Below are 17,914 nucleotides of genomic sequence, written 5' to 3'. Positions count from 1 at the left end.
CGCTCCGCTCAGCGGGCGAGGTCGGCGGCGGCGAGGCGGCGCAGGCCCTCGCCGATGACGTCGCGCTCCTTGCAGAAGGCCCAGCGCACCAGCTGGCGCCCGGCGTCGGGGTCGTCGTAGAACCCCTGAGTGGGGATCGCGACGACCCCGGCCCGCTCGGGGAGGGCGAGGCAGAACTCGCGACCGTCGGCCCAGCCGAGGTGGGAGATGTCGGTGGTGGCGAAGTAGGTCCCCTCCGGCACCCGCGGCGCCAGACCGGCCGCCGAGAGGCCCTCGCACAGCAGGTCGCGGCGCGCCTGCAGGTCGCGCGCCAGCGCGGCCGGCCAGTCGGGCTCGTGGTCGAGCGCGTGGGCGACGGCGGGCTGCAGGGGTGAGCCCGAGGTGAAGGTCAGCCACTGCTTGGCCGACAGCACCGCCTGCACCAGCGGCGCGGGTCCGGACGCCCAGCCGACCTTCCAGCCGGTGAACGAGTAGGACTTGCCCGCGCTGGAGAGGGTCAGCGTCCGCTCCCACATCCCGGGCAGCGTGGCGATCGGCACGTGACCGTCGGTCGACCGGGCGTCGTCGAAGACGAGGTGCTCGTAGACCTCGTCGGTCACCACGACCACGTCGTGCTCGATCGCGAGGTCGGCGACGGCCTGGAGCTCGTCGCGGGTGAGGACCGTCCCGGTCGGGTTGTGCGGGGTGTTGAGCAGGATCAGCTTCGTCCGGTCGGTGACGACGGACCGCAGCTCGTCGAGGTCGGGCCGGAAGTCAGGCGCCTTCAGCATGACCGGGCGGCGCCGGGCGCCGCACATGTCCAGCATCGCGACGTACGAGTCGTAGTAGGGCTCCAGCACGACCACCTCGTCGCCCGGGTCGACCAGGCCGAGGAGGGCCGCCGCGACGGCCTCGGTGCACCCGGTCGTGACCACGACCTCGCGGTCGGGGTCGACGTCGAGGCCGTAGTGACGGTGCTGGTGGCGCGCGATCGCGGCCCGCAGGGACGGGATGCCGATGCCGGGGGCGTACTGGTTGGCGCCCTCGGCGAGCGCGACCTCGACGGCATCGATGACCGACTGCGGGCCGTCGACGTCGGGGAAGCCCTGGCCCAGGTTGACCGCCCCGGTCCGCACTGCGAGCGCCGACATCTCGCTGAACACGGTGGGTGGGATGTGGGCCAGGCGCCGGGCGGTCACGGACATGCCTCGAGGCTAGTGGGGCACGTCGTCGGGATGGCGGTGGGCGGGGTGCAGCCCGTGCAGGAGGCCGGCCAGCGGCTGCTCACCCTGACGACCTGCTCCGAGCTCTTCCACGCCGACGACCGCCTCGTGGCCTTCGGGCACCTGGCGTCCCGCGTACCGACCGGCCGCTGACGGCGTACGACCTCGAGCCCTAGGCTGCACGACGTGGTTGACGAGACGCTCGCACAGGACATCGACGCGGCCTGCCGCCTGACCGGGGAGTTCGTCCTGCGGTCCGGGCAGGTCGCCGACACCTACTTCGACAAGTACCTCTTCGAGAGCCGGCCGGCGCTCCTGGACCGGGTCGCGACCCGGATGCTCGACCTGCTGCCCGACGACACCGAGCTCCTCGGCGGCCTCGAGCTCGGCGGCATCCCGATAGCCACGATGGTGTCGGCGAAGTCCGGCCTGCCGGCGCTGTTCGTGCGCAAGCAGGCCAAGGCGTACGGCACCTGCAAGCTCGCGGAGGGCCCGGACGTGGCCGGTCGGCGGATCACGATCATCGAGGACGTGGTCACGACCGGAGGCGCCGTACGCGATGCCACGCGGGCGCTGCGCGACGCCGGCGCCACCGTCGAGGTCGTCGTCTGCGCGATCGACCGGTCACCGGCCGGGGAGAACCCCCTGGCCGACGTCGGCCTGGAGGTCCGGTCCGTCCTCACCCGCGCCGACCTGGACTCCGTCCACCGCTGACGCGGGACCGGCGGAGCGCCACGGGCCGGCGTCGGCGATCAGTCGACGTCACGACCGGTGATGTCGCGGTCGGGGCCGCCGTCCTGCGTGCCGATCTCGGCGCCGGGGGCGTTGGTGCGCTTGTGGCGCCACCACTCGATCGCGATCGGGATCACCGAGAACGCGACGATCACGATGATCAGCTTGTCGATGCTCTCCCCGAGGCCCGGGAACGCGTCACCGAGGAAGTAGCCGAGCAGGCAGATCGAGAGGACCCAGAGCACCGCACCCACCAGGCTCCACAGGAAGAAGCGGGGCCGCTCCATCCGGGTCACGCCGGCGACGACGGTGATGTAGGTGCGGACGAAGGGGACGAAGCGTCCGATCACCAGCGCCTTGTTGCCGTGGCGGTCGAAGAAGGCCGTCGTCTGGTCGAAGTACTTGCGCTTGATGATCCGGCCGTCGCGCTCGTAGAGGGGTTGGCCGATCGCGCGGCCGATCTCGTAGCCGACGACGTTGCCCACGAAGGCGGCCGCCGTGAGCGCGGTGATCGCGACCAGCAGCTCGACGAACGGCGGCCCGGGGAAGAGGTCCAGCTGCCCGGTGGCGATGAAGAGGCCGAGCGCGAAGAGGAGCGTGTCACCCGGCAGGATCGGGAAGAAGAGCCCGCACTCCACGAACACGATGAGCAGGCTGATCCAGAACAGCTCCGCGCCGAACCGGTCGAGCAGCCAGTTGGGATCCATCCAGTCGATGCCCAGCAGCATCGGCTGGACCATCGCGCCAGACCAGGCATGGACGTCCCACAGTGCACTCACCCGAGCACCCTAACGAGCAATCCCTAAGGTGCTCGCATGGACGAGGAGGAGCGGGCGCCGTACGACCCGATGCCGCACGGTCCCCCCGAGGTCGGGCTCGGGCCGTGGTCGGGTCCGTGGCCCGAGGGGGAGCAGTGGGACGCCGGCCTGCTGCGTGACGGCGACCGCCGCAACGTGGTCGACCGCTACCGCTACTGGACGATGGAGGCCATCGTTGCCGACCTCGACACCCGGCGGCACGACTTCCACGTCGCGATCGAGAACTGGCAGCACGACTTCAACATCGGCACGATCGTGCGCACCGCCAACGCCTTCCTCGCCGCCGAGGTCCACATCGTCGGCAACCGGCGCTGGAACCGCCGCGGCGCGATGGTGACCGACCGCTACCAGCACGTCCGTCACCATCCCGACGCCGCCGCGCTGGCGGCGTACCTCCACGGGCTCCCGCCGGAGTCCGGTGGCCCGGTCCGGTTGCTCGGCATCGACAACCTCCCCGGCTCCCTGCACCTCGAGACGATGGCGCTGCCGAGGCGGGTCTGCTTCCTCTTCGGGCAGGAGGGGCCCGGCCTCTCGGAGTCCGCCCGCGAGGTGTGCGACGGCACCTTCTCGATCGCGCAGTTCGGCTCCACGCGCTCGATCAACGCCAGCTCGGCGGCCGCCATCGCGATGCACAGCTGGGTCAGGGAGTACGCCGACCTGGCGGGCGAGGACGCTTGGCGCGGCTAGGTCGCGACCCTCGCACAGGGGTCACGACGAGGCCCGGGATGTCCCCACAACACCCCGGGCCCCGACGTGGCCCTACCGCCGCGTCTGCGTGTAGCAGACGAGCACGCGGTCGCCGGCCTTCCAGCTGGCCTTGGACGGCCAGCCGAAGCGGAAGTAGCTCGACCGCACCGCGCTGCGGCAGCGCCGCTCGCCCAGGCGCTGCCAGGCGCTCTCGCTCGGGAAGCGCTCGGCGTCGACCCGGAGCGCCGCGGTGGCGCGGAAGGTGTGCTTCTCGGCGCACACGGTGATCACGAACTCGCGACCGGACAGGCAGCGCGCCACCGTGTCCTTGAAGGGGAACCTGCCCACCTGGAGCTTGCCCGGCAACGGCGCGAGCCTGCTGCCCGCGGACAGGACGAGGTCGCAGCGCAGCCAGCGGGCGCCGGCGGCCTGCTGGTCCACCGTCGGGATGAAGTAGCCGAGGTTGAAGGAGGTGAGGCGCAGCCCGAGCTTGCTGGCGCCCACGGCCTTGCGCTGCGCCGGGAAGCAGGTCTCGAGGGCGAACCGGACCAGCGCCTTGCTCTCGTAGGCCACGCCGTCGGGCACCTGGGCCACCGCGATGACCTGCGAGGTGTGCTCGGCGGCACAGTCCACGGCCGCCTCGGCGTAGGACGCCTCGCCGAGCTCGGCGACGCTCATGTCGAAGCACTGGCCCACGACCGGGGCCTGGTACATCGGGTCGGCGGCGGTCGCGGACGGCGCGGCGAGGGACGTCAGGGCCGCGGCCAGCAGCCCGGTGATCGCGGAGCCGAGCCCCAGTCGTCGTGTCATGGCCGTCAACCTAAACCTGACGACGGGTCAAAGCCATACCCATCCGGGTGCAGCCTCCCTCCCTCCCCCCTTCCGACGCAGCCGGCCTACCGCTGCGGTGCGAGCACCGCCTCCAGCGCCGCCAGCCCGCGACTGCTGTGGCTCTTCACGGTCCCCTCGCCGATGCCGAGCTCGGTGGCGGTCTCGCGCACCGAGAGGCCCAACCAGTGCCGCAGGACGACGACCTTGCGCTGCTGCTCCGGAAGGGACTGGAGGGCGTCGAAGAGCGCCGACCGCTCCTCGACCGGGGTGGGCTGGTCCCCGGCCCGGTCGGGCAGGTCCGGCGTCGGGCGCTCCCGGCGCCACGGCCGTCGGGAGTCGTCGATGTTCGCCCGCACCATGATCTGGCGGACGTAGGCCTCCTCGCCTCCCTCGTGCCGGATCCGCGGCCAGGCGACGTACAGCCTGGTGAGGGCGGTCTGCAGCAGGTCCTCGGCCTTGTGCCAGTCGCCGCACAGCGCGTAGGCGATACGGCGCAGGTGGGTCTGGCGGGCCGCGACGAACTCCGTGAAGGCCGCATCGCGGTCGGCGCTCCTCATCGCAGGTTCTCCCGTGCCGGCTGCTGTGGCAGCCAGGCGCCGAAGGTCGCAGCAGTCTCACCGGGGGCCTCGGAGATCGTGTAGAAGTCGCCGCCCCACGTCCACTTCAGGTAGATCCACTGGGCTCCCGGTCCGTCGTCCTCGCTGGTCACGAGCCCCCAGGTGCGAGCAGGCGTGGGGCTGGACCTGATCACGATCAACGTGTCGACGCTCCAGCCCCGCTCGACGACCAGCTCGCCGTCCCCCAGTGCCGCGACCGTCGACGCTCCGTCGAAGAGCGGTCGGTCGTCGGCACGCTCGGGGCGCACGTCGTCGGGCGACTGCGCCAGATCGGGTCTCGGGGGTGTGGCCGGTGGTCGCACCGCCGACGTCGGCGACGGCTCGGTCGTGCGCGTCGACGCGACCCGCGAGCCGTCCCAGGACCCGCCGGGCCCGGCCGCCCAGGCGGTGCCGCCACCGATGGCGAGGCCGGCGGCCACCACGACCGCGGTGACCCGGCGTCGGCGTACGGCGACCCGGCCCGTGGCGACGTAGTGCGCGGCGGGCAGGTCCTCGCCGCTGCCGAACGCGGTGTCGATCTCGTGCTGCCAGTCGATGTCGGTGCGCATGCTGGTCCTTCCCCCGTGGTGAGTCTCGCACCGGTGGACACGACGCGAACGACGGATCGGTTGTCACGGAGTGAGACGTCCGCGCGACGAGAATCCGACTCGCGAGTAGCCACTAGGGTTGTGGACGCCGGAACGACCGCTCCCGAGGAGAACCCCGATGCCCATCGCCACCCCCGAGGTCTACGCGCAGATGCTGGACGCCGCGAAGGCCAAGTCCTTCGCCTACCCGGCCATCAACGTGTCGTCGTCCCAGACCCTCAACGCCGCGCTGAAGGGCTTCGCCGACGCCGGGTCCGACGGCATCATCCAGGTCTCCACGGGTGGTGCCGAGTACCTCTCCGGTCCGAGCATCAAGGACATGGTGAGCGGCTCCGTCGCGTTCGCCGCCTACGCCTCCGAGGTCGCGAAGAACTACCCCGTCAACATCGCGCTGCACACCGACCACTGCCCCAAGGACAAGCTCGACGGCTTCGTCCGGCCCCTGCTCGACATCTCGGCCGAGCGCGTCGCGCGCGGTGAGGCCCCGCTCTTCCAGTCGCACATGTGGGACGGCTCGTCCGTGCCGCTCGACGAGAACCTCCAGATCGCCGAGGAGCTGCTGGCCAAGTGCGCCGCGGCCCACATCATCCTCGAGATCGAGGTCGGTGTCGTCGGTGGCGAGGAGGACGGCGTCGCCAACGAGATCAACGACCAGCTCTACACGACCCCCGAGGACGCGATCGCCACGATCAGGGCGCTCGGCGCCGGCGAGCGCGGCCGCTACATGACCGCGCTGACCTTCGGCAACGTGCACGGCGTCTACAAGCCGGGCAACGTCAAGCTCCGCCCGGAGATCCTCAAGGCCGCCCAGGAGGCCGCCGCCGCCGAGCTCGGTCTCGGCTCCGACGCGCGTCCCTTCGACCTCGTCTTCCACGGCGGCTCCGGCTCCAGCGCCCAGGAGATCAGCGACGCGGTCGACTTCGGCGTCGTCAAGATGAACGTCGACACCGACACGCAGTACGCCTTCACCCGCCCGGTCGCGGCGCACATGTTCACCCACTACGACGGCGTGCTGAAGGTCGACGGCGAGGTCGGCAACAAGAAGCAGTACGACCCGCGCGCCTGGGGCAAGGCCGCCGAGGGCGGCATGGCCGCCCGCATCGTCGAGGCCTGCGAGAACCTGCGCTCCGCCGGCACGTCGCTCGCGGGCTGAGCCTGCTCCTCGCTCCAACGAGCGGTGGTCCAGCCACCTCCGAGGTCGTCGGAAGGTGGCTGGAGCACCGCGCCGTACGGCGGTCAGGCGGGCGGTGTCGCGGCAGCCACCCCTGCCTCGGCGGGCTCGGCCTCCGCGACCGGTGCGGGCGTGAAGTGCTGGGGGCGCTCGAAGAAGACCACGGCCACGACGCCGATGACCAGCACCGCGGGCAGCAACAACATCGCCTGTGACATGGCGGTGCTGAACGCGTCGTGCACGACGGCCGGCAGGGTGCCGCCGAGCGACGCCTCGCTCGCGCCCCCGCCGGAGAGGCCGTTGGCCGCGAGCCGGCTGTCGATCAGCACGGCGATCGCGGCGGCGCCGACGACGGAGCCGATCTGGCGGTTGGCGTTGTAGATGCCCGCGCCGGCTCCGGCCTGGTGCAGCGGGAGGTTGCGGTTGGCGGTCGTGGTCAGCGGTGCCCACACGAACGAGCTGCCGACGCCCAGCAGCGCCATCGATCCCAGGATCTGCCACAGCGGGGTGTCGGGACCGATCGCCGAGGCCAGCAGCACCAGCGAGAAGGCGAGCACGGTGAGCCCGGCACCGGCCAGGATGCGCGGGTGCACGCGGTCGGTGAGGCGCCCGGCGACGGGGGCGAGCACGATCGACGCGACGGCCATGGGCGCGAGGAGCAGGCCGGCCTGCGTGGGGGAGTCGCCGCGGACGAGCTGGGCCCAGAGCATGAGCGGGAACCCCATCGAGGCGAAGACGAAGCCGACCGCGGCGATGGCGACGTTGGCGAGCGAGAAGTTGCGGTCGCGGAAGAGCGTGAGGGGCATCAGCGGCTCGCGCGTGTTGCGGGACTGCCACCACACGAAGACCGCACCGATCACGAGCCCTCCGACGATCATCGCGATGATCGTCGCCGACCAGTCGAACGCATGGCCCTCCTGGATGCCGAAGACCAGCAGGAGGAGGGCGGCGCCGCTCAGCAGCACGCCGATCCAGTCGAAGGCGTGGTCGTTGACCTCGAGCGCCGGCACAAGCCGCCAGGCCAGCCAGAACCCGACGACGCCGACGGGGATGTTGATGAAGAAGATCCACTGCCACCCGGCGAGGTCGACCAGCACGCCGCCCAGGATCGGGCCGACCAGCGTCGCGACACCCGCGGTGGCACCCCACAGGCTCATCGCCGACCCGCGGCTCTCGCGCGGGAAGATGCGGGTGATGACGGCCATCGTCTGCGGCGCCACGGCAGCGGCACCGAAGCCCTGCAGCACGCGCGCCGCGACCAGCATCCAGATGCTCGTCGAGAGCTCGAAGGCGAGCCCGCACCACAGCGAGGCGAGCGTGAAGACGACCAGGCCGCCGAGGTACATCCGCTTGGGACCGAAGCGGTCACCGAGCCGCCCGGTGATCAGGATCGGGACGGCGTAGGACAGGAGGTAGGCGCTGGTCACCCAGATCACGTCGTTGACCGTGGCGCCGTGCGGTGCGTAGGTCTCGAGGATCGCGGGGGTCGCCACCGACACGATCGTCATGTCGACCAGGATCATGAAGAACCCGACGCACAGGGCGCCGAGGGCGGGCCACGGACGGACCTCGCTGCCGGTGGTCGGGGCTGTTCCGCGTGTCAGGCTCACGGGTCAAGTGAACACCCGGGCTCCGACATCGGTTCCACGAGAGCCCGGACCGATCCACCGGGGCGGTGCGTGAGGCGGGTTCTCGGTCCGGAGGACCTGCGCCACGTACCGCCGCGGCGGTCGTCGTACGCCGTCAGCGCGCCGGCGCGTTCCCCGAGATGTCGTCGGGGTCGCCGTAGGGCTCGTCGTGCGTGTCGTGCTCGGCGAGGTCCTTCTGCACGCGCGGGTCGTCCGCGTCGGCGAAGTAGTCGAACGGGATCGTCTCGTCCTGGCCGTTGGAGACCTTCATGGCGTTGAGGATCGCGCTGAGGACCACGCTGACCACGAGGTTCAGGCAGAAGGCCGTCATCGCGATGTAGCCCATCTGCTCGATCCCCGGCATCAGGGCGAGGGAGCCGCCGAAGTGCTTGCCGGTGACGGGGTTGACCACCTGGTAGGCCTCGACGGTGCCGTAGACCATCGCGGCGGCCCAGCCGGCGAGCAGCGCCCAGCGGTGGAACCACCGCGTGAAGAGGCTGAACACGACCGCGGGGAAGGTCTGGAGGATCCAGATGCCGCCGAGGAGCTGGAAGTTGATCGCGTTCTGCTTGTCCAGCGTGAGGACGAAGACCAGGGCGAACGCCTTGACGACCAGCGACATCAGCTTGGAGACCTTGGCCTCCTGCTTCGAGGTGGCGTCGGGCTTGAGCCACTCCTTGTAGATGTTGCGGCTGAAGGTGTTGGCCGCCGCGATCGACATGATCGCCGCCGGGACGAGCGCGCCGATCGCGATGGCCGCGAACGCGATGCCTGCGAACCATGCCGGGAACATGTCCTCGAACAGCTGCGGGATGACGAGCTGGGCGTTGGCCTCGCCGTCGAGACCGATCGGCTGGGTGCCGGCCGCGATGGCCACCCAGCCGAGCAGGGCCAGCAGGCCGAGCACGAAGGAGTACGCCGGCAGGATCGCGGCGTTGCGGCGGATCGTGTTGCGGCTGTTGGACGACAGCGACGCGGTCACCGAGTGCGGATACATGAAGAGCGCCATCGCCGAGCCGAGGGCGAGGGTGGCGTACGCCCAGCCGGCGCCGACGCCGGGCAGGAACGCGCCCGTCGGCTTGCCGGTGGCCTCGTTGACGGTGGCCATCTTCTCCTGCGCGGAGCCGAAGATGTTGTCCCAGCCCCCGACCTGGCCGGGCAGGTAGATCACCGCGACGATGATGACGAGGTAGATGAGGATGTCCTTGACGAAGGCGATCACCGCGGGCGCGCGCAGGCCGCTGGAGTAGGTGAAGGCGGCCAGCACGGCGAAGGCGATGAACAGCGGCGCGTCCTTGGCGACGATGTTGTCGCCGCCGCCGACCCCGGCCACCTCGAGCACCGCCTGGATGCCGACGAGCTGGAGGGCGATGTAGGGCATGGTCGCGACGAACCCGGTGACCGCGACGGCGAGCGAGAGCCCCCGGCTGTTGTAGCGCCCGCGGACGAAGTCGGCCGTCGTGACGTAGCCGTGGCGGTGGCTCACCGACCACAGCCGCGCCATGAAGATGAAGATGATCGGGTAGAGGATGATCGTGTAGGGCACGGCGAAGAAGCCGGCCACGGCACCGGTCGCGAACATGGCCGCGGGCACCGCGACGAACGTGTACGCCGTGTAGAGGTCGCCGCCGAGCAGGAACCACGTGATCCAGGTGCCGAACTTGCGCCCGCCCAGGCCCCACTCGTCGAGCGACTCGAGCGACTCGCCGCGCTGGAAGCGCGACGCCATGAAGCCGGCCACGGTGACCAGCAGGAACAGCACGATCAGCACCGCGAGCGCGACGCCGTTGACCCCGGTGCCGGTGGCCATGACGGTGAGCTGCGGAGTCATCGGTCCTCACCAGCCCGGGGGGAGGTCCGGCTGCGGGCCGAGAGGGTCAGCCGGTAGGCGGTCCAGGTCAGGCCCGAGCAGAGGAAGACCCACAGGAACTGGTACCAGAAGAAGAAGGGGAACCCGAAGAGCTCGGGCTCCGCCCTGGCGTAGCTCGGCACCCAGAGGAGCGCGACGATCGGGATCGCGAGCAGGACAGCGGCAAGCGCCATCTTGCCCTTGTCGGTGGGGGGCGGGCCCTGGTCAGGGCGCGACTGTGGAGGGGTGTTCCCGGGGTCCATGAGCCGGACCCTACTCGCGCCGTGACGCTCGTCACGGCGTCGCAGCAATCGCCCGCGCGATCAACGGTCGGTCTGACGCGACGAGCGGTCAGTCGAGCAGCTCGTCCGCCGCTGCCGCGCTGGAGTCGCGCAGGAAGGTCGAGCACCGCTCCCACTCGTGCGTCTCGCCGATGGCGCGCGCGGCGAGGGCGAGGAGGGCGAGGGAGCGGAGGAAGCCGCGGTTGGGCTCGTGCTCCCACGGCACCGGCCCGTGGCCCTTCCACCCGTTGCGACGCAGCTGGTCGAGCGAGCGGTGGTAGCCGACGCGGGCGTAGGCGTAGACCGTCACCGCGTCGGCGCCGGCCTCGCGGGCCTGCTGGGCGAGGGCGGCCCAGGCGGCGGGCGACTCCGGGTGGCGTCGTACGACGTCCGCCGGGGCGTCCCCACCGGCGAGCTCGGCGTCAGCGGGGTCGGCGGGCAGGTGGGTGGGCGGGGGACCGGCCATCAGGTCAACGTGGGACATGCCGCCAGCCTGTCACGTCGACCCGACAGACTGCTCCCATGGGCGAGACCTTCACGACCGAGATCCAGGCGCGCTACCGCGACATCAACCTCGCCGGGCACGTCGACAACGTCGAGGCGGTCCGGGTGCTCGACGAGGCCCGCTACGAGTTCCTGCGCTTCGCGCGCCTCCCGGGGCTGCCCGGCGACGCGGTCGGCCTGCTCCACGGGCTCGACGACGGGGTGTCCGAGCTGGTCGCGTCCCAGACGATCGAGTACCACTCCGAGATGCGCTTCGTCCCCTACCAGCCGTTCCTCGCCTCGCTCTGGGTGACCCGGATCGGCCGGTCCTCCTTCACTGTTGCGGCCGAGCTCCGCGTCGAGGCAGGCGGCGGCCCGGCCGCGCTCTGGGAGTGCGTCAACGTGCTCTGGGACCACACCGCGCAGTCCGCCTGGCCGATCAGCGAGGCCGTGCGTGCCGACCTCGAGCGGTACGCCGGGGAGCCCCCGCAGATGCGCCGCTGATTCAGGCCCCGAGCAGCTGGCGCACCTTCGCCGGCCCCAGCGCCAGCACCAGCGTCGGCAGCCTCGGGCCGCGGTCGGCGGCGACGAGGAGGTGGTAGAGGAGCCGGAAGAACTCCTTCTGGTCGGCCTTGACCTCGTCGGTCGGGGCGTCGTCGAAGCCGAGCCCGCGCGCCACCTTCGGCACGCCGTAGACGACGGACGTCACGGCGGCGAGGTCGCCGTCGTCGGGGAGGCGGTCGAGGAAGATCCGCAGCCACAGCTCCTCGTCCTCGGTGAGCGAGGCGAGGCGCTCGGTGTCGGGTGCCTCGCGGACCGTGGTGCGCTCCTCGGCGGGCACGTGCTCCGCCGTCCACTGCATCGCCTTCGACAGGCGCGGCTCGAGGTCGGCGACCGAGTCGTGCGGGAAGCCGGAGGACTCCACGATCCGGGAGATGAGCTCGGCCGAGCCGGCCGTCACGTCGGCGACCGACGACAGCGTGCGGAAGGGGACCGGCACGGCCGGGGCGGAAAGCCGACCGGTGGACGCCGTCTCGGCCGCGCGGTGCCAGGCCAGCGTCGCGACGTCGGCCTTCGCGGGGTCGGCGGCCTTGCGGCCGAGCGCGTCCCACTCGTCGTACAGCCGCACGACGGCCGGGCCGAAGTCGATGTCGAAGGCCTGCGTCGGCGTGCGGCGGACGTAGAGCCAACGCAGCATCGGCGCCTCGAGGATCCGCAGCGCGTCGGCGGCGGTGGGCACCCCGCCGGCCGACGACGACATCTTCTGCACCCCCGCGAAACCGACGAACGCGTAGATCACCCGGGCAGGCGCGCGCCAGTCGAAGATCGAGGACACGAGCTCGGTGCCGACGGTGTAGGACGACCCGGGCGTCATGTGGTCGCGCCCGGCGGGCTCGAAGTTGACCGACTCGTAGGCCCACCGCATGGGCCAGTCCACCTTCCACACGAGCTTGCCGTCGGTGTCGGTGGACAGGTTCGTCGTGCCCTCGAAGCCGCAGGAGGAGCAGGTGTAGGACAGGGTCGTGGTCGCGTCGTCGTACGCCGTGGTGGTGACGGTGTCGCGGCCGCACTCGCGGCAGTAGGGGCGGTAGGGGAAGCGCGAGATCGCGTCACCGGCGTCGCTCGCGCCCGTCTCGGCGTCCTCGTTGGCCACCGAGTCCGCCAGGTCCGCCGTCTCCTGCGCCGAGGCGTCCTCGCCGGCGCTCACCTTCTTGGTGCGGTGCCTGGCGAGCACCGCCTCGATGTCGTCGCGGCGCGCGACGGCCTCGAGCACCTCCGCGCGGTAGGCGCCGGAGGTGTACATCTGCGTCTGGGAGATCTCCTCCATCTCCACGCCGAGCTCGCGCAGCGCGTCCTGGAGCGGTGCCTTGAAGTGCTCGGCCCAGCTGGGGTGGCACTCCCACGGGTCCGGGACCGCGGTCAGCGGGCGGCCGATGTGGTCGGCCCACTCGGCGGGCACGCCGGCCGGCACCTTGCGGAAGCGGTCGAAGTCGTCCCAGGAGTGCAGGTGCCGCACCGGCACGCCGCGGCGCCTGAGCTCCTCGGCCACGAAGTGCGGCGTGATGAACTCGCGGAGGTTGCCCAGGTGGATCGGACCGCTGGGCGACGCGCCGGAGGCGACCGTCACCAGGTTGCCCTCACCGGCATGACGTACGGCGTCGTCCGCCGCGCGCGTCACCCAGTCGACGGGATCGCCCTGACTCTGCCGTCCACCTCGTGCCATGCGAGAAGGCTATCGGTGGGCGGAGTGGCGCCGGAGCCGTCCCCCGCGGCGGCTCCGACGCCATGCTCCCTGTGGAGCGCGCAGCCACGCACCCCCGCGGCGGCTGGCGGACCAAGTATGGGCTGGCCGGTCGCTGCCACATGGGTCGCGAGTGCCGCTGGCACTAAACTGCCATCATGCCCGGCGACCCCTCCTCAGTGCTGTCGTCCCTCGGGCTCGACCGCACGTCGGAGCACCTCTACTTCCGCCTGGTTCCCGTGTCGGGGCACACGGTCACGGGCGTGGCCCGGCTCGTGCAGACGCGACCCGACCACCTGCTCCGGGACCTCGCTCCCCTGCAGGAGCGCGGCCTGGTGGTGCTCACCGGGGACCGCCTCCTGGTGCCTCCTCTCGCCGAGGCGCTGTCCGAGCTGGTGCTGCTCGAGTCCCGACGGGCGGCGGCCTCGGCGGACAAGCTCCGCGAGCTGGCCGGGGCCGTGCCCCACCTCGTGGCCTCGACCACGCGCCCGGACGAGAGCGACCTCACCGACATCCGCCCGTTGGACGGCGAGCTCAGCTCCGGCGGCGATCCCCTCGAGCTGCTCCACCTGATGCTCCGGACCAGCCGCGGGGACATGCTGTGGCTCCGGCCCGACGCCTGGGCGATGCCCCGCGAGTCGAGGGTCAGCGAGCTGCTCGCGGAAGCAATGGCCACCGGCCGCCGGTCCCGGGCGATCTACCCGGCGAGGGCGCTCACCGAGGCGCCCGAGGCGCTGGCCATCCGCGCCCGGATGGGGGAGCAGGTGCGGGTGATCTCCGAGGTGCCGACCCGGATGTTCATCTTCGGCGCCGCGCACGCCGTGCTGCCCGAGCCGATCGGCTTCACCGACGAGCCGCGGGTGCACGTCCGGCAGCGCTCCGTCGTCGCCGCGCTGACGCTGTGGTTCGAGCTGCTGTGGTCCCGTGCAGCGCCGGTGGCCGACCTCGAGTCGGGCCACGGCCATCCGGACGGGCGCCAGTTCCTCCTCGAGCAGCTCATGGCGGGCGCCACCGACGAGCTGATCGCCCGCAAGCTGGGCATCAGCCTGCGCACCGTGCGCCGGCGCGTGGCCGACCTCATGTCCGACCTCGGGGTCGACACGCGCTTCCAGGCCGGGGCCGAGGCGGTCCGGCGCGGCTGGCTCTGAGCTCCGGCCGGGTCGGGGCTCCGGGTCGGGTGTCCTGTGTCAGGGCAGGATCATGGAGTACGCCGCCGGCTCGAGGCGCCAGCTCCGGCTGCGCTCGGGACCCGAGATCTCGCCGTCCGCGGACAGCCAGAACTCGTCGCCGCTGACCTTGACCGACCGCCCGCGCAGGCTGACCACGTCGTCGCGCTCGTCGTGCTCACCCTTGCGCAGCCGGGCGACGTAGCCGAGCTTGGCCATCGGGGAGACGGCGCGGCTGATCATCACGTCGAGCAGCCCGTCCTCGGTGTCGGCGTCGGGGTTGAGCTCGGTGCCGCCGCCGACGTTGCTGCCGTTGCCGATGGCGACCATGAGGACGGGGCGGTTGACGTCGTTGACGACGGTGCCGTCGATCTCGACGCGCATCCGCCAGCTCGGCGGGTGGAAGGCCGAGAGAGCCGCGCCGATGGGGTAGCCGAGCTTGCCGAGGTTGACCTTGCCGACACCGACGGAGCCGAGCCGGCCCTTCCACTTGGCACCCTTGCGGCTGGCCTGGGCCCCCACGCCGACGTGGACGTTGTTGACCACGATGCTGCCGGTCTCGTCGACCAGGAGGTCGACCGACCGGGCCTCGCCGGTGAGCACGAGGCGTGCGGCGTCCTCGATCGCGAGGGGGATCTCGTTGCCACGGGCGAAGTCGTTGCCGGTGCCCATGGGCAGGAGCGCCAAGGTGGTGTCGGCGAGCTCGTGGCGCTTGTAGAGGGCCTTGACCACGGCGTGCATGCTGCCGTCGCCGCCGGCGACCACCACGGTGCGACCGCCCGCGCGGTGCAGCACGCCGTCGAGCTCGCCCGGGTTCGAGGTCCTGGCGACCTCGACCGAGGCGTCCTCGCGCAGGATGGCGAGGGCGACGTCGAGGCGCGCCTCGTCGGAGGTGCCGGCATCGGCGTTGGTGATCACGAGCAAGGAGCGCACGGGGCGGACACTAGTCCACGGTGCGGTAGCGTGACTCCGCAAGAGCCCCGAAGCCTTGTGCCCCGGGGCTGTTCTCATTTTCTGACGTGCGAGGAGGGCTGAGATGCCCGCGATCGTCGTGCTCGGCGCCCAGTGGGGCGACGAGGGCAAAGGCAAGGCCACCGACCAGCTGGCCACCACGGACCCGATCGACTTCGTGGTCCGCACCAGCGGCGGGCACAACGCCGGCCACACCATCGTCATCAACGGCGAGAAGTACGCCACCCACCTGCTGCCCAGCGGCATCCTGACGCCGGGTGCCACGTCGGTGATCGCCAACGGTGTGGTCGTCTCGCCGGAGGCGCTGTTCCGCGAGCTCGACGGCCTGGTCGCGCGCGGGGTGGAGGTGGCCGACCTCAAGGTCAGCGCCAACGCCCACGTGATCGCGAGCTACCACGCCACCATCGACAAGGTCACCGAGCGCTTCCTCGGCAAGAACCAGATCGGCACCACCGGTCGCGGCATCGGCCCGGCCTACGTCGACAAGATCAACCGGGTCGGCGTACGCATCGCCGACCTCTTCGACGAGAAGATCCTGCGCGAGAAGGTCGAGGCGGCCCTCGACGTCCGCAACCACCTGCTCACCAAGGTCTACAACCGCCGCGCGATCGAGGTCGACGCCGTGGTCGAGGAGCTCGTGTCGTACGCCGAGCGGCTGCGGCCGATGGTGTGCGACACCTCGCTGCTGCTCAACCGGGCGCTCGACGCGGGCCAGACCGTGCTCTTCGAGGGTGCCCAGGCGACCATGCTCGACGTCGACCACGGCACCTATCCGTTCGTCACGTCGTCCAACCCGGTCGCCGGCGGTGTATGCGTCGGCGCGGGCGTCGGTCCCACCCGCATCGACCGGGTGATCGGTGTGATCAAGGCCTACACGACCCGCGTCGGCTCGGGACCGTTCCCCACCGAGCTCTTCGACGACGACGGCATCCAGCTCCAGCAGCTCGGTGGTGAGATCGGCGTCTCGACGGGACGCACCCGCCGCTGCGGCTGGTACGACGCCGTCGTCGCGCGCTACGCCAGCCGGGTCAACGGCCTCACCGAGTTCTTCCTCACCAAGCTCGACATCCTCGGCGCCTGGGAGCAGATCCCGGTCTGCGTGGCCTACGAGATCGACGGTCAGCGGGTCGACGAGATGCCGATGACCCAGACCGAGTTCCACCACGCCACGCCGGTCTACGAGTACTTCGAGGGCTGGCAGAGCGACATCTCCGGGTGCCGCTCCTTCGACGACCTGCCGCCCCAGGCGCAGGCCTACGTGCAGGCGCTCGAGGAGATGTCGGGCGCGAAGATCTGGGCGGTCGGGGTGGGTCCCGGTCGCGAGCAGACGGTGGTCGTCCACCCGTGAAGGTCCTCGTCGTCGGCACCGGCGGGCGTGAGCACGCCCTCGCCCTCTCGCTGGCGCGCGATCCGGCGGTGACCGAGGTGCACGCCGCCCCCGGCAACCCGGGCATCGGCGCGGTCGCCACCGTCCACGACATCGACGCGATGGACGGGCCCGCCGTCGCGTCGCTCGCGACCTCGATCGGCGCCGACCTGGTCGTGGTGGGCCCCGAGGCGCCGCTGGTCGCCGGGGTCGCCGATGCGGTGCGCGACGCCGGCATCGCCTGCTTCGGCCCGTCGCGTGCGGCCGCCAGGCTCGAGGGCTCGAAGGCGTTCTCCAAGCAGGTCATGGCCGATGCCGGGGTGCCCACCGCCGGATCGCGCACCTGCACCACGCCGGAGGAGGTGGCGGCGGCGCTGGACGCCTTCGGTGCGCCGTACGTCGTGAAGGACGACGCGCTGGCCGCGGGCAAGGGCGTCGTGGTGACCCGCGACCGCGACGAGGCCGTGGCCCACGCCGCGGGCTGCGAGCGGGTCGTCGTCGAGGAGTTCCTCGACGGTCCCGAGTTCTCCCTGTTCGTCGTCTGCGACGGCACCGCCGGCCGACCGCTCCTGCCCGCGCAGGACTTCAAGCGCATCTTCGACGGCGGACGCGGTCCCAACACCGGCGGCATGGGCTCCTACGCCCCGCTCGACTGGCTGCCCGACGGGGTCGTGGCCACGGTGATGGAGCGAGTGGTGGCGCCGACCCTCGCCGAGATGCAGCACCTGGGCGCCCCCTTCGTCGGCTGCCTCTACGTCGGGCTCGCCCTGACCGCGGCCGGTCCGCAGGTCATCGAGTTCAACGTCCGCTTCGGTGACCCCGACATCCAGCCCGTGCTGGCGCTCCTGGAGTCGCCGCTCGGTGTCCTCCTGCACGCGGCGGCCCGCGGCGACCTGGCCTCCGTGGCGGAGCCGAGGTTCGCCGAGGGTGCCGCGGTGACCGTGGTGATGGCGAGTGCCGGCTATCCCGAGGGCTCCCGCTCGGGGGACGTCGTCGTCGGCACCGAGACGCTGGACCGCGAGAGCGACGTGGACGTCATCCATGCCGGCACCGCGCGGACCGACGCCGGTCTGGTCACCGCCGGCGGTCGCGTGCTCGCGGTGCGGGCGACCGGCGCCGACGTCGCCGACGCCCGCGCCAAGGCGTACGAAGGGGTGGCGAGCATCAGCTTCCCGGGCGCCCAGTGGCGTCGCGACATCGCGGCCGAGCCGCTGGGGGTCATGGAGGGTGCTGCCGCGCTCGACTGACGCCGGTCGGCTCGGCCGGGTCTCAACTGGACGGT

The 17,914-nt window shown here is 71.7% G+C and carries 19 protein-coding genes; 8 read left to right on the top strand and 11 right to left on the bottom strand.

The annotated features are described in order from the left end of the window. Nucleotides 1–8: 8 nt before the first annotated feature. Nucleotides 9–1,184: a pyridoxal phosphate-dependent aminotransferase gene (locus tag JWN97_RS19000; protein ID WP_297626520.1), complete on the bottom strand. Its 1,176-nt coding sequence runs from the start codon at nt 1,182–1,184 to the stop codon at nt 9–11. Nucleotides 1,185–1,229: 45 nt separating this feature from the next. Between JWN97_RS19000 and JWN97_RS18995 the strand changes: the two genes are divergently transcribed. Both JWN97_RS18995 and pyrE read left to right on the top strand, forming a co-directional pair. Continuing rightward, nucleotides 1,230–1,355, top strand: a complete 126-nt coding sequence (locus tag JWN97_RS18995) for a hypothetical protein (RefSeq protein ID WP_297626517.1) — start codon at nt 1,230–1,232, stop codon at nt 1,353–1,355. A gap of 33 nt (nt 1,356–1,388) precedes the next feature. Beyond that, complete coding sequence (gene pyrE / locus JWN97_RS18990; RefSeq protein WP_297626514.1) at nt 1,389–1,916, top strand: orotate phosphoribosyltransferase; 528 nt, start codon at nt 1,389–1,391, stop codon at nt 1,914–1,916. Nucleotides 1,917–1,954: 38 nt separating this feature from the next. On the opposite strand, the gene JWN97_RS18985 is transcribed toward pyrE, so the two are convergent. After that, nucleotides 1,955–2,713 (bottom strand): VTT domain-containing protein, encoded by a 759-nt coding sequence (locus JWN97_RS18985; protein WP_297626511.1) that lies wholly within the window; start codon nt 2,711–2,713, stop codon nt 1,955–1,957. Between the two features lie 36 nt (nt 2,714–2,749). Between JWN97_RS18985 and JWN97_RS18980 the strand changes: the two genes are divergently transcribed. After that, complete coding sequence (locus JWN97_RS18980; RefSeq protein ID WP_297626508.1) at nt 2,750–3,439, top strand: TrmH family RNA methyltransferase; 690 nt, start codon at nt 2,750–2,752, stop codon at nt 3,437–3,439. A 72-nt stretch (nt 3,440–3,511) separates the two neighbouring features. On the opposite strand, the gene JWN97_RS18975 is transcribed toward JWN97_RS18980, so the two are convergent. From JWN97_RS18975 to JWN97_RS18965, 3 genes are all read right to left on the bottom strand, one after another. Beyond that, on the bottom strand, nt 3,512–4,249 hold the full coding sequence (locus JWN97_RS18975) for a septum formation family protein (RefSeq protein ID WP_297626505.1): 738 nt from the start codon (nt 4,247–4,249) through the stop codon (nt 3,512–3,514). A gap of 86 nt (nt 4,250–4,335) precedes the next feature. Continuing rightward, entirely contained in the window at nt 4,336–4,827 is a 492-nt protein-coding gene (locus JWN97_RS18970; RefSeq protein ID WP_297626503.1) for a SigE family RNA polymerase sigma factor, read from the bottom strand. Further along, nucleotides 4,824–5,435 (bottom strand): hypothetical protein, encoded by a 612-nt coding sequence (locus JWN97_RS18965; RefSeq protein ID WP_297626500.1) that lies wholly within the window; start codon nt 5,433–5,435, stop codon nt 4,824–4,826. Before JWN97_RS18965 ends, JWN97_RS18970 begins: the two co-directional genes overlap by 4 nt. Nucleotides 5,436–5,592: 157 nt before the next feature. Here JWN97_RS18965 and fbaA point away from each other — a divergent pair, with 157 nt between their 5' ends. Next, nucleotides 5,593–6,627, top strand: coding sequence for a class II fructose-bisphosphate aldolase (gene fbaA / locus JWN97_RS18960; RefSeq protein WP_297626497.1), 1,035 nt, complete (start codon nt 5,593–5,595; stop codon nt 6,625–6,627). A gap of 83 nt (nt 6,628–6,710) precedes the next feature. On the opposite strand, the gene JWN97_RS18955 is transcribed toward fbaA, so the two are convergent. The 4 genes from JWN97_RS18955 to JWN97_RS18940 all read right to left on the bottom strand — a co-directional run bounded on the left by JWN97_RS18955 (nt 6,711) and on the right by JWN97_RS18940 (nt 10,887). Further along, the gene (locus JWN97_RS18955) at nt 6,711–8,255 is read right to left on the bottom strand and encodes an MDR family MFS transporter (protein WP_297626494.1); all 1,545 of its coding nucleotides are present in this window, start codon (nt 8,253–8,255) and stop codon (nt 6,711–6,713) included. 133 nt (nt 8,256–8,388) lie between these two features. Beyond that, nucleotides 8,389–10,104: a monocarboxylate uptake permease MctP gene (gene mctP / locus JWN97_RS18950; RefSeq protein WP_297626491.1), complete on the bottom strand. Its 1,716-nt coding sequence runs from the start codon at nt 10,102–10,104 to the stop codon at nt 8,389–8,391. Then, on the bottom strand, nt 10,101–10,385 hold the full coding sequence (locus tag JWN97_RS18945; protein ID WP_297626487.1) for a DUF3311 domain-containing protein: 285 nt from the start codon (nt 10,383–10,385) through the stop codon (nt 10,101–10,103). The genes mctP and JWN97_RS18945 overlap by 4 nt, the downstream gene beginning before the upstream one ends. A gap of 88 nt (nt 10,386–10,473) precedes the next feature. Further along, on the bottom strand, nt 10,474–10,887 hold the full coding sequence (locus tag JWN97_RS18940) for a DUF3151 domain-containing protein (protein WP_297626484.1): 414 nt from the start codon (nt 10,885–10,887) through the stop codon (nt 10,474–10,476). A 38-nt stretch (nt 10,888–10,925) separates the two neighbouring features. On the opposite strand from JWN97_RS18940, the gene JWN97_RS18935 reads away from it, so the two are divergent. Continuing rightward, the gene (locus JWN97_RS18935; RefSeq protein WP_297626481.1) at nt 10,926–11,390 is read left to right on the top strand and encodes a thioesterase family protein; all 465 of its coding nucleotides are present in this window, start codon (nt 10,926–10,928) and stop codon (nt 11,388–11,390) included. A 1-nt stretch (nt 11,391) separates the two neighbouring features. Here the strand turns inward: JWN97_RS18935 and lysS are convergent, their stop codons facing one another. Continuing rightward, nucleotides 11,392–13,110: a lysine--tRNA ligase gene (gene lysS / locus JWN97_RS18930; protein WP_297626479.1), complete on the bottom strand. Its 1,719-nt coding sequence runs from the start codon at nt 13,108–13,110 to the stop codon at nt 11,392–11,394. Between the two features lie 176 nt (nt 13,111–13,286). On the opposite strand from lysS, the gene JWN97_RS18925 reads away from it, so the two are divergent. After that, the gene (locus JWN97_RS18925; RefSeq protein ID WP_297626476.1) at nt 13,287–14,276 is read left to right on the top strand and encodes a helix-turn-helix domain-containing protein; all 990 of its coding nucleotides are present in this window, start codon (nt 13,287–13,289) and stop codon (nt 14,274–14,276) included. A 39-nt stretch (nt 14,277–14,315) separates the two neighbouring features. Here JWN97_RS18925 and JWN97_RS18920 read toward each other — a convergent pair whose 3' ends face one another. After that, a complete protein-coding gene (locus JWN97_RS18920) occupies nt 14,316–15,227 on the bottom strand; it encodes a diacylglycerol kinase family protein (RefSeq protein ID WP_297626474.1) in 912 nt (303 codons plus the stop codon). 103 nt (nt 15,228–15,330) lie between these two features. Here JWN97_RS18920 and JWN97_RS18915 point away from each other — a divergent pair, with 103 nt between their 5' ends. Both JWN97_RS18915 and purD read left to right on the top strand, forming a co-directional pair. Continuing rightward, nucleotides 15,331–16,614, top strand: coding sequence for an adenylosuccinate synthase (locus JWN97_RS18915; RefSeq protein WP_297626472.1), 1,284 nt, complete (start codon nt 15,331–15,333; stop codon nt 16,612–16,614). Continuing rightward, nucleotides 16,611–17,879: a phosphoribosylamine--glycine ligase gene (gene purD / locus JWN97_RS18910; protein ID WP_297626469.1), complete on the top strand. Its 1,269-nt coding sequence runs from the start codon at nt 16,611–16,613 to the stop codon at nt 17,877–17,879. The genes JWN97_RS18915 and purD overlap by 4 nt, the downstream gene beginning before the upstream one ends. The last annotated feature ends 35 nt before the right edge of the window (nt 17,880–17,914 follow it).

The organism is Nocardioides sp., from assembly GCF_025965415.1.
Classification (GTDB): Bacteria; Actinomycetota; Actinomycetes; order Propionibacteriales; family Nocardioidaceae; genus Nocardioides.
This window is presented reverse-complemented; position numbering and strand designations above follow the sequence as displayed.

Coding starts and splice junctions, on each gene's coding strand:
- JWN97_RS19000 (WP_297626520.1), bottom strand. CDS start 1,184: ATGTCCGTGACCGCCCGGCGCCTGGCCCACATCCCACCCACCGTGTTC.
- JWN97_RS18980 (WP_297626508.1), top strand. CDS start 2,750: ATGGACGAGGAGGAGCGGGCGCCGTACGACCCGATGCCGCACGGTCCC.
- JWN97_RS18975 (WP_297626505.1), bottom strand. CDS start 4,249: ATGACACGACGACTGGGGCTCGGCTCCGCGATCACCGGGCTGCTGGCC.
- JWN97_RS18970 (WP_297626503.1), bottom strand. CDS start 4,827: ATGAGGAGCGCCGACCGCGATGCGGCCTTCACGGAGTTCGTCGCGGCC.
- JWN97_RS18965 (WP_297626500.1), bottom strand. CDS start 5,435: ATGCGCACCGACATCGACTGGCAGCACGAGATCGACACCGCGTTCGGC.
- fbaA (WP_297626497.1), top strand. CDS start 5,593: ATGCCCATCGCCACCCCCGAGGTCTACGCGCAGATGCTGGACGCCGCG.
- mctP (WP_297626491.1), bottom strand. CDS start 10,104: ATGACTCCGCAGCTCACCGTCATGGCCACCGGCACCGGGGTCAACGGC.
- JWN97_RS18945 (WP_297626487.1), bottom strand. CDS start 10,385: ATGGACCCCGGGAACACCCCTCCACAGTCGCGCCCTGACCAGGGCCCG.
- JWN97_RS18940 (WP_297626484.1), bottom strand. CDS start 10,887: ATGTCCCACGTTGACCTGATGGCCGGTCCCCCGCCCACCCACCTGCCC.
- JWN97_RS18935 (WP_297626481.1), top strand. CDS start 10,926: ATGGGCGAGACCTTCACGACCGAGATCCAGGCGCGCTACCGCGACATC.
- lysS (WP_297626479.1), bottom strand. CDS start 13,110: ATGGCACGAGGTGGACGGCAGAGTCAGGGCGATCCCGTCGACTGGGTG.
- JWN97_RS18925 (WP_297626476.1), top strand. CDS start 13,287: ATGCCCGGCGACCCCTCCTCAGTGCTGTCGTCCCTCGGGCTCGACCGC.
- JWN97_RS18915 (WP_297626472.1), top strand. CDS start 15,331: ATGCCCGCGATCGTCGTGCTCGGCGCCCAGTGGGGCGACGAGGGCAAA.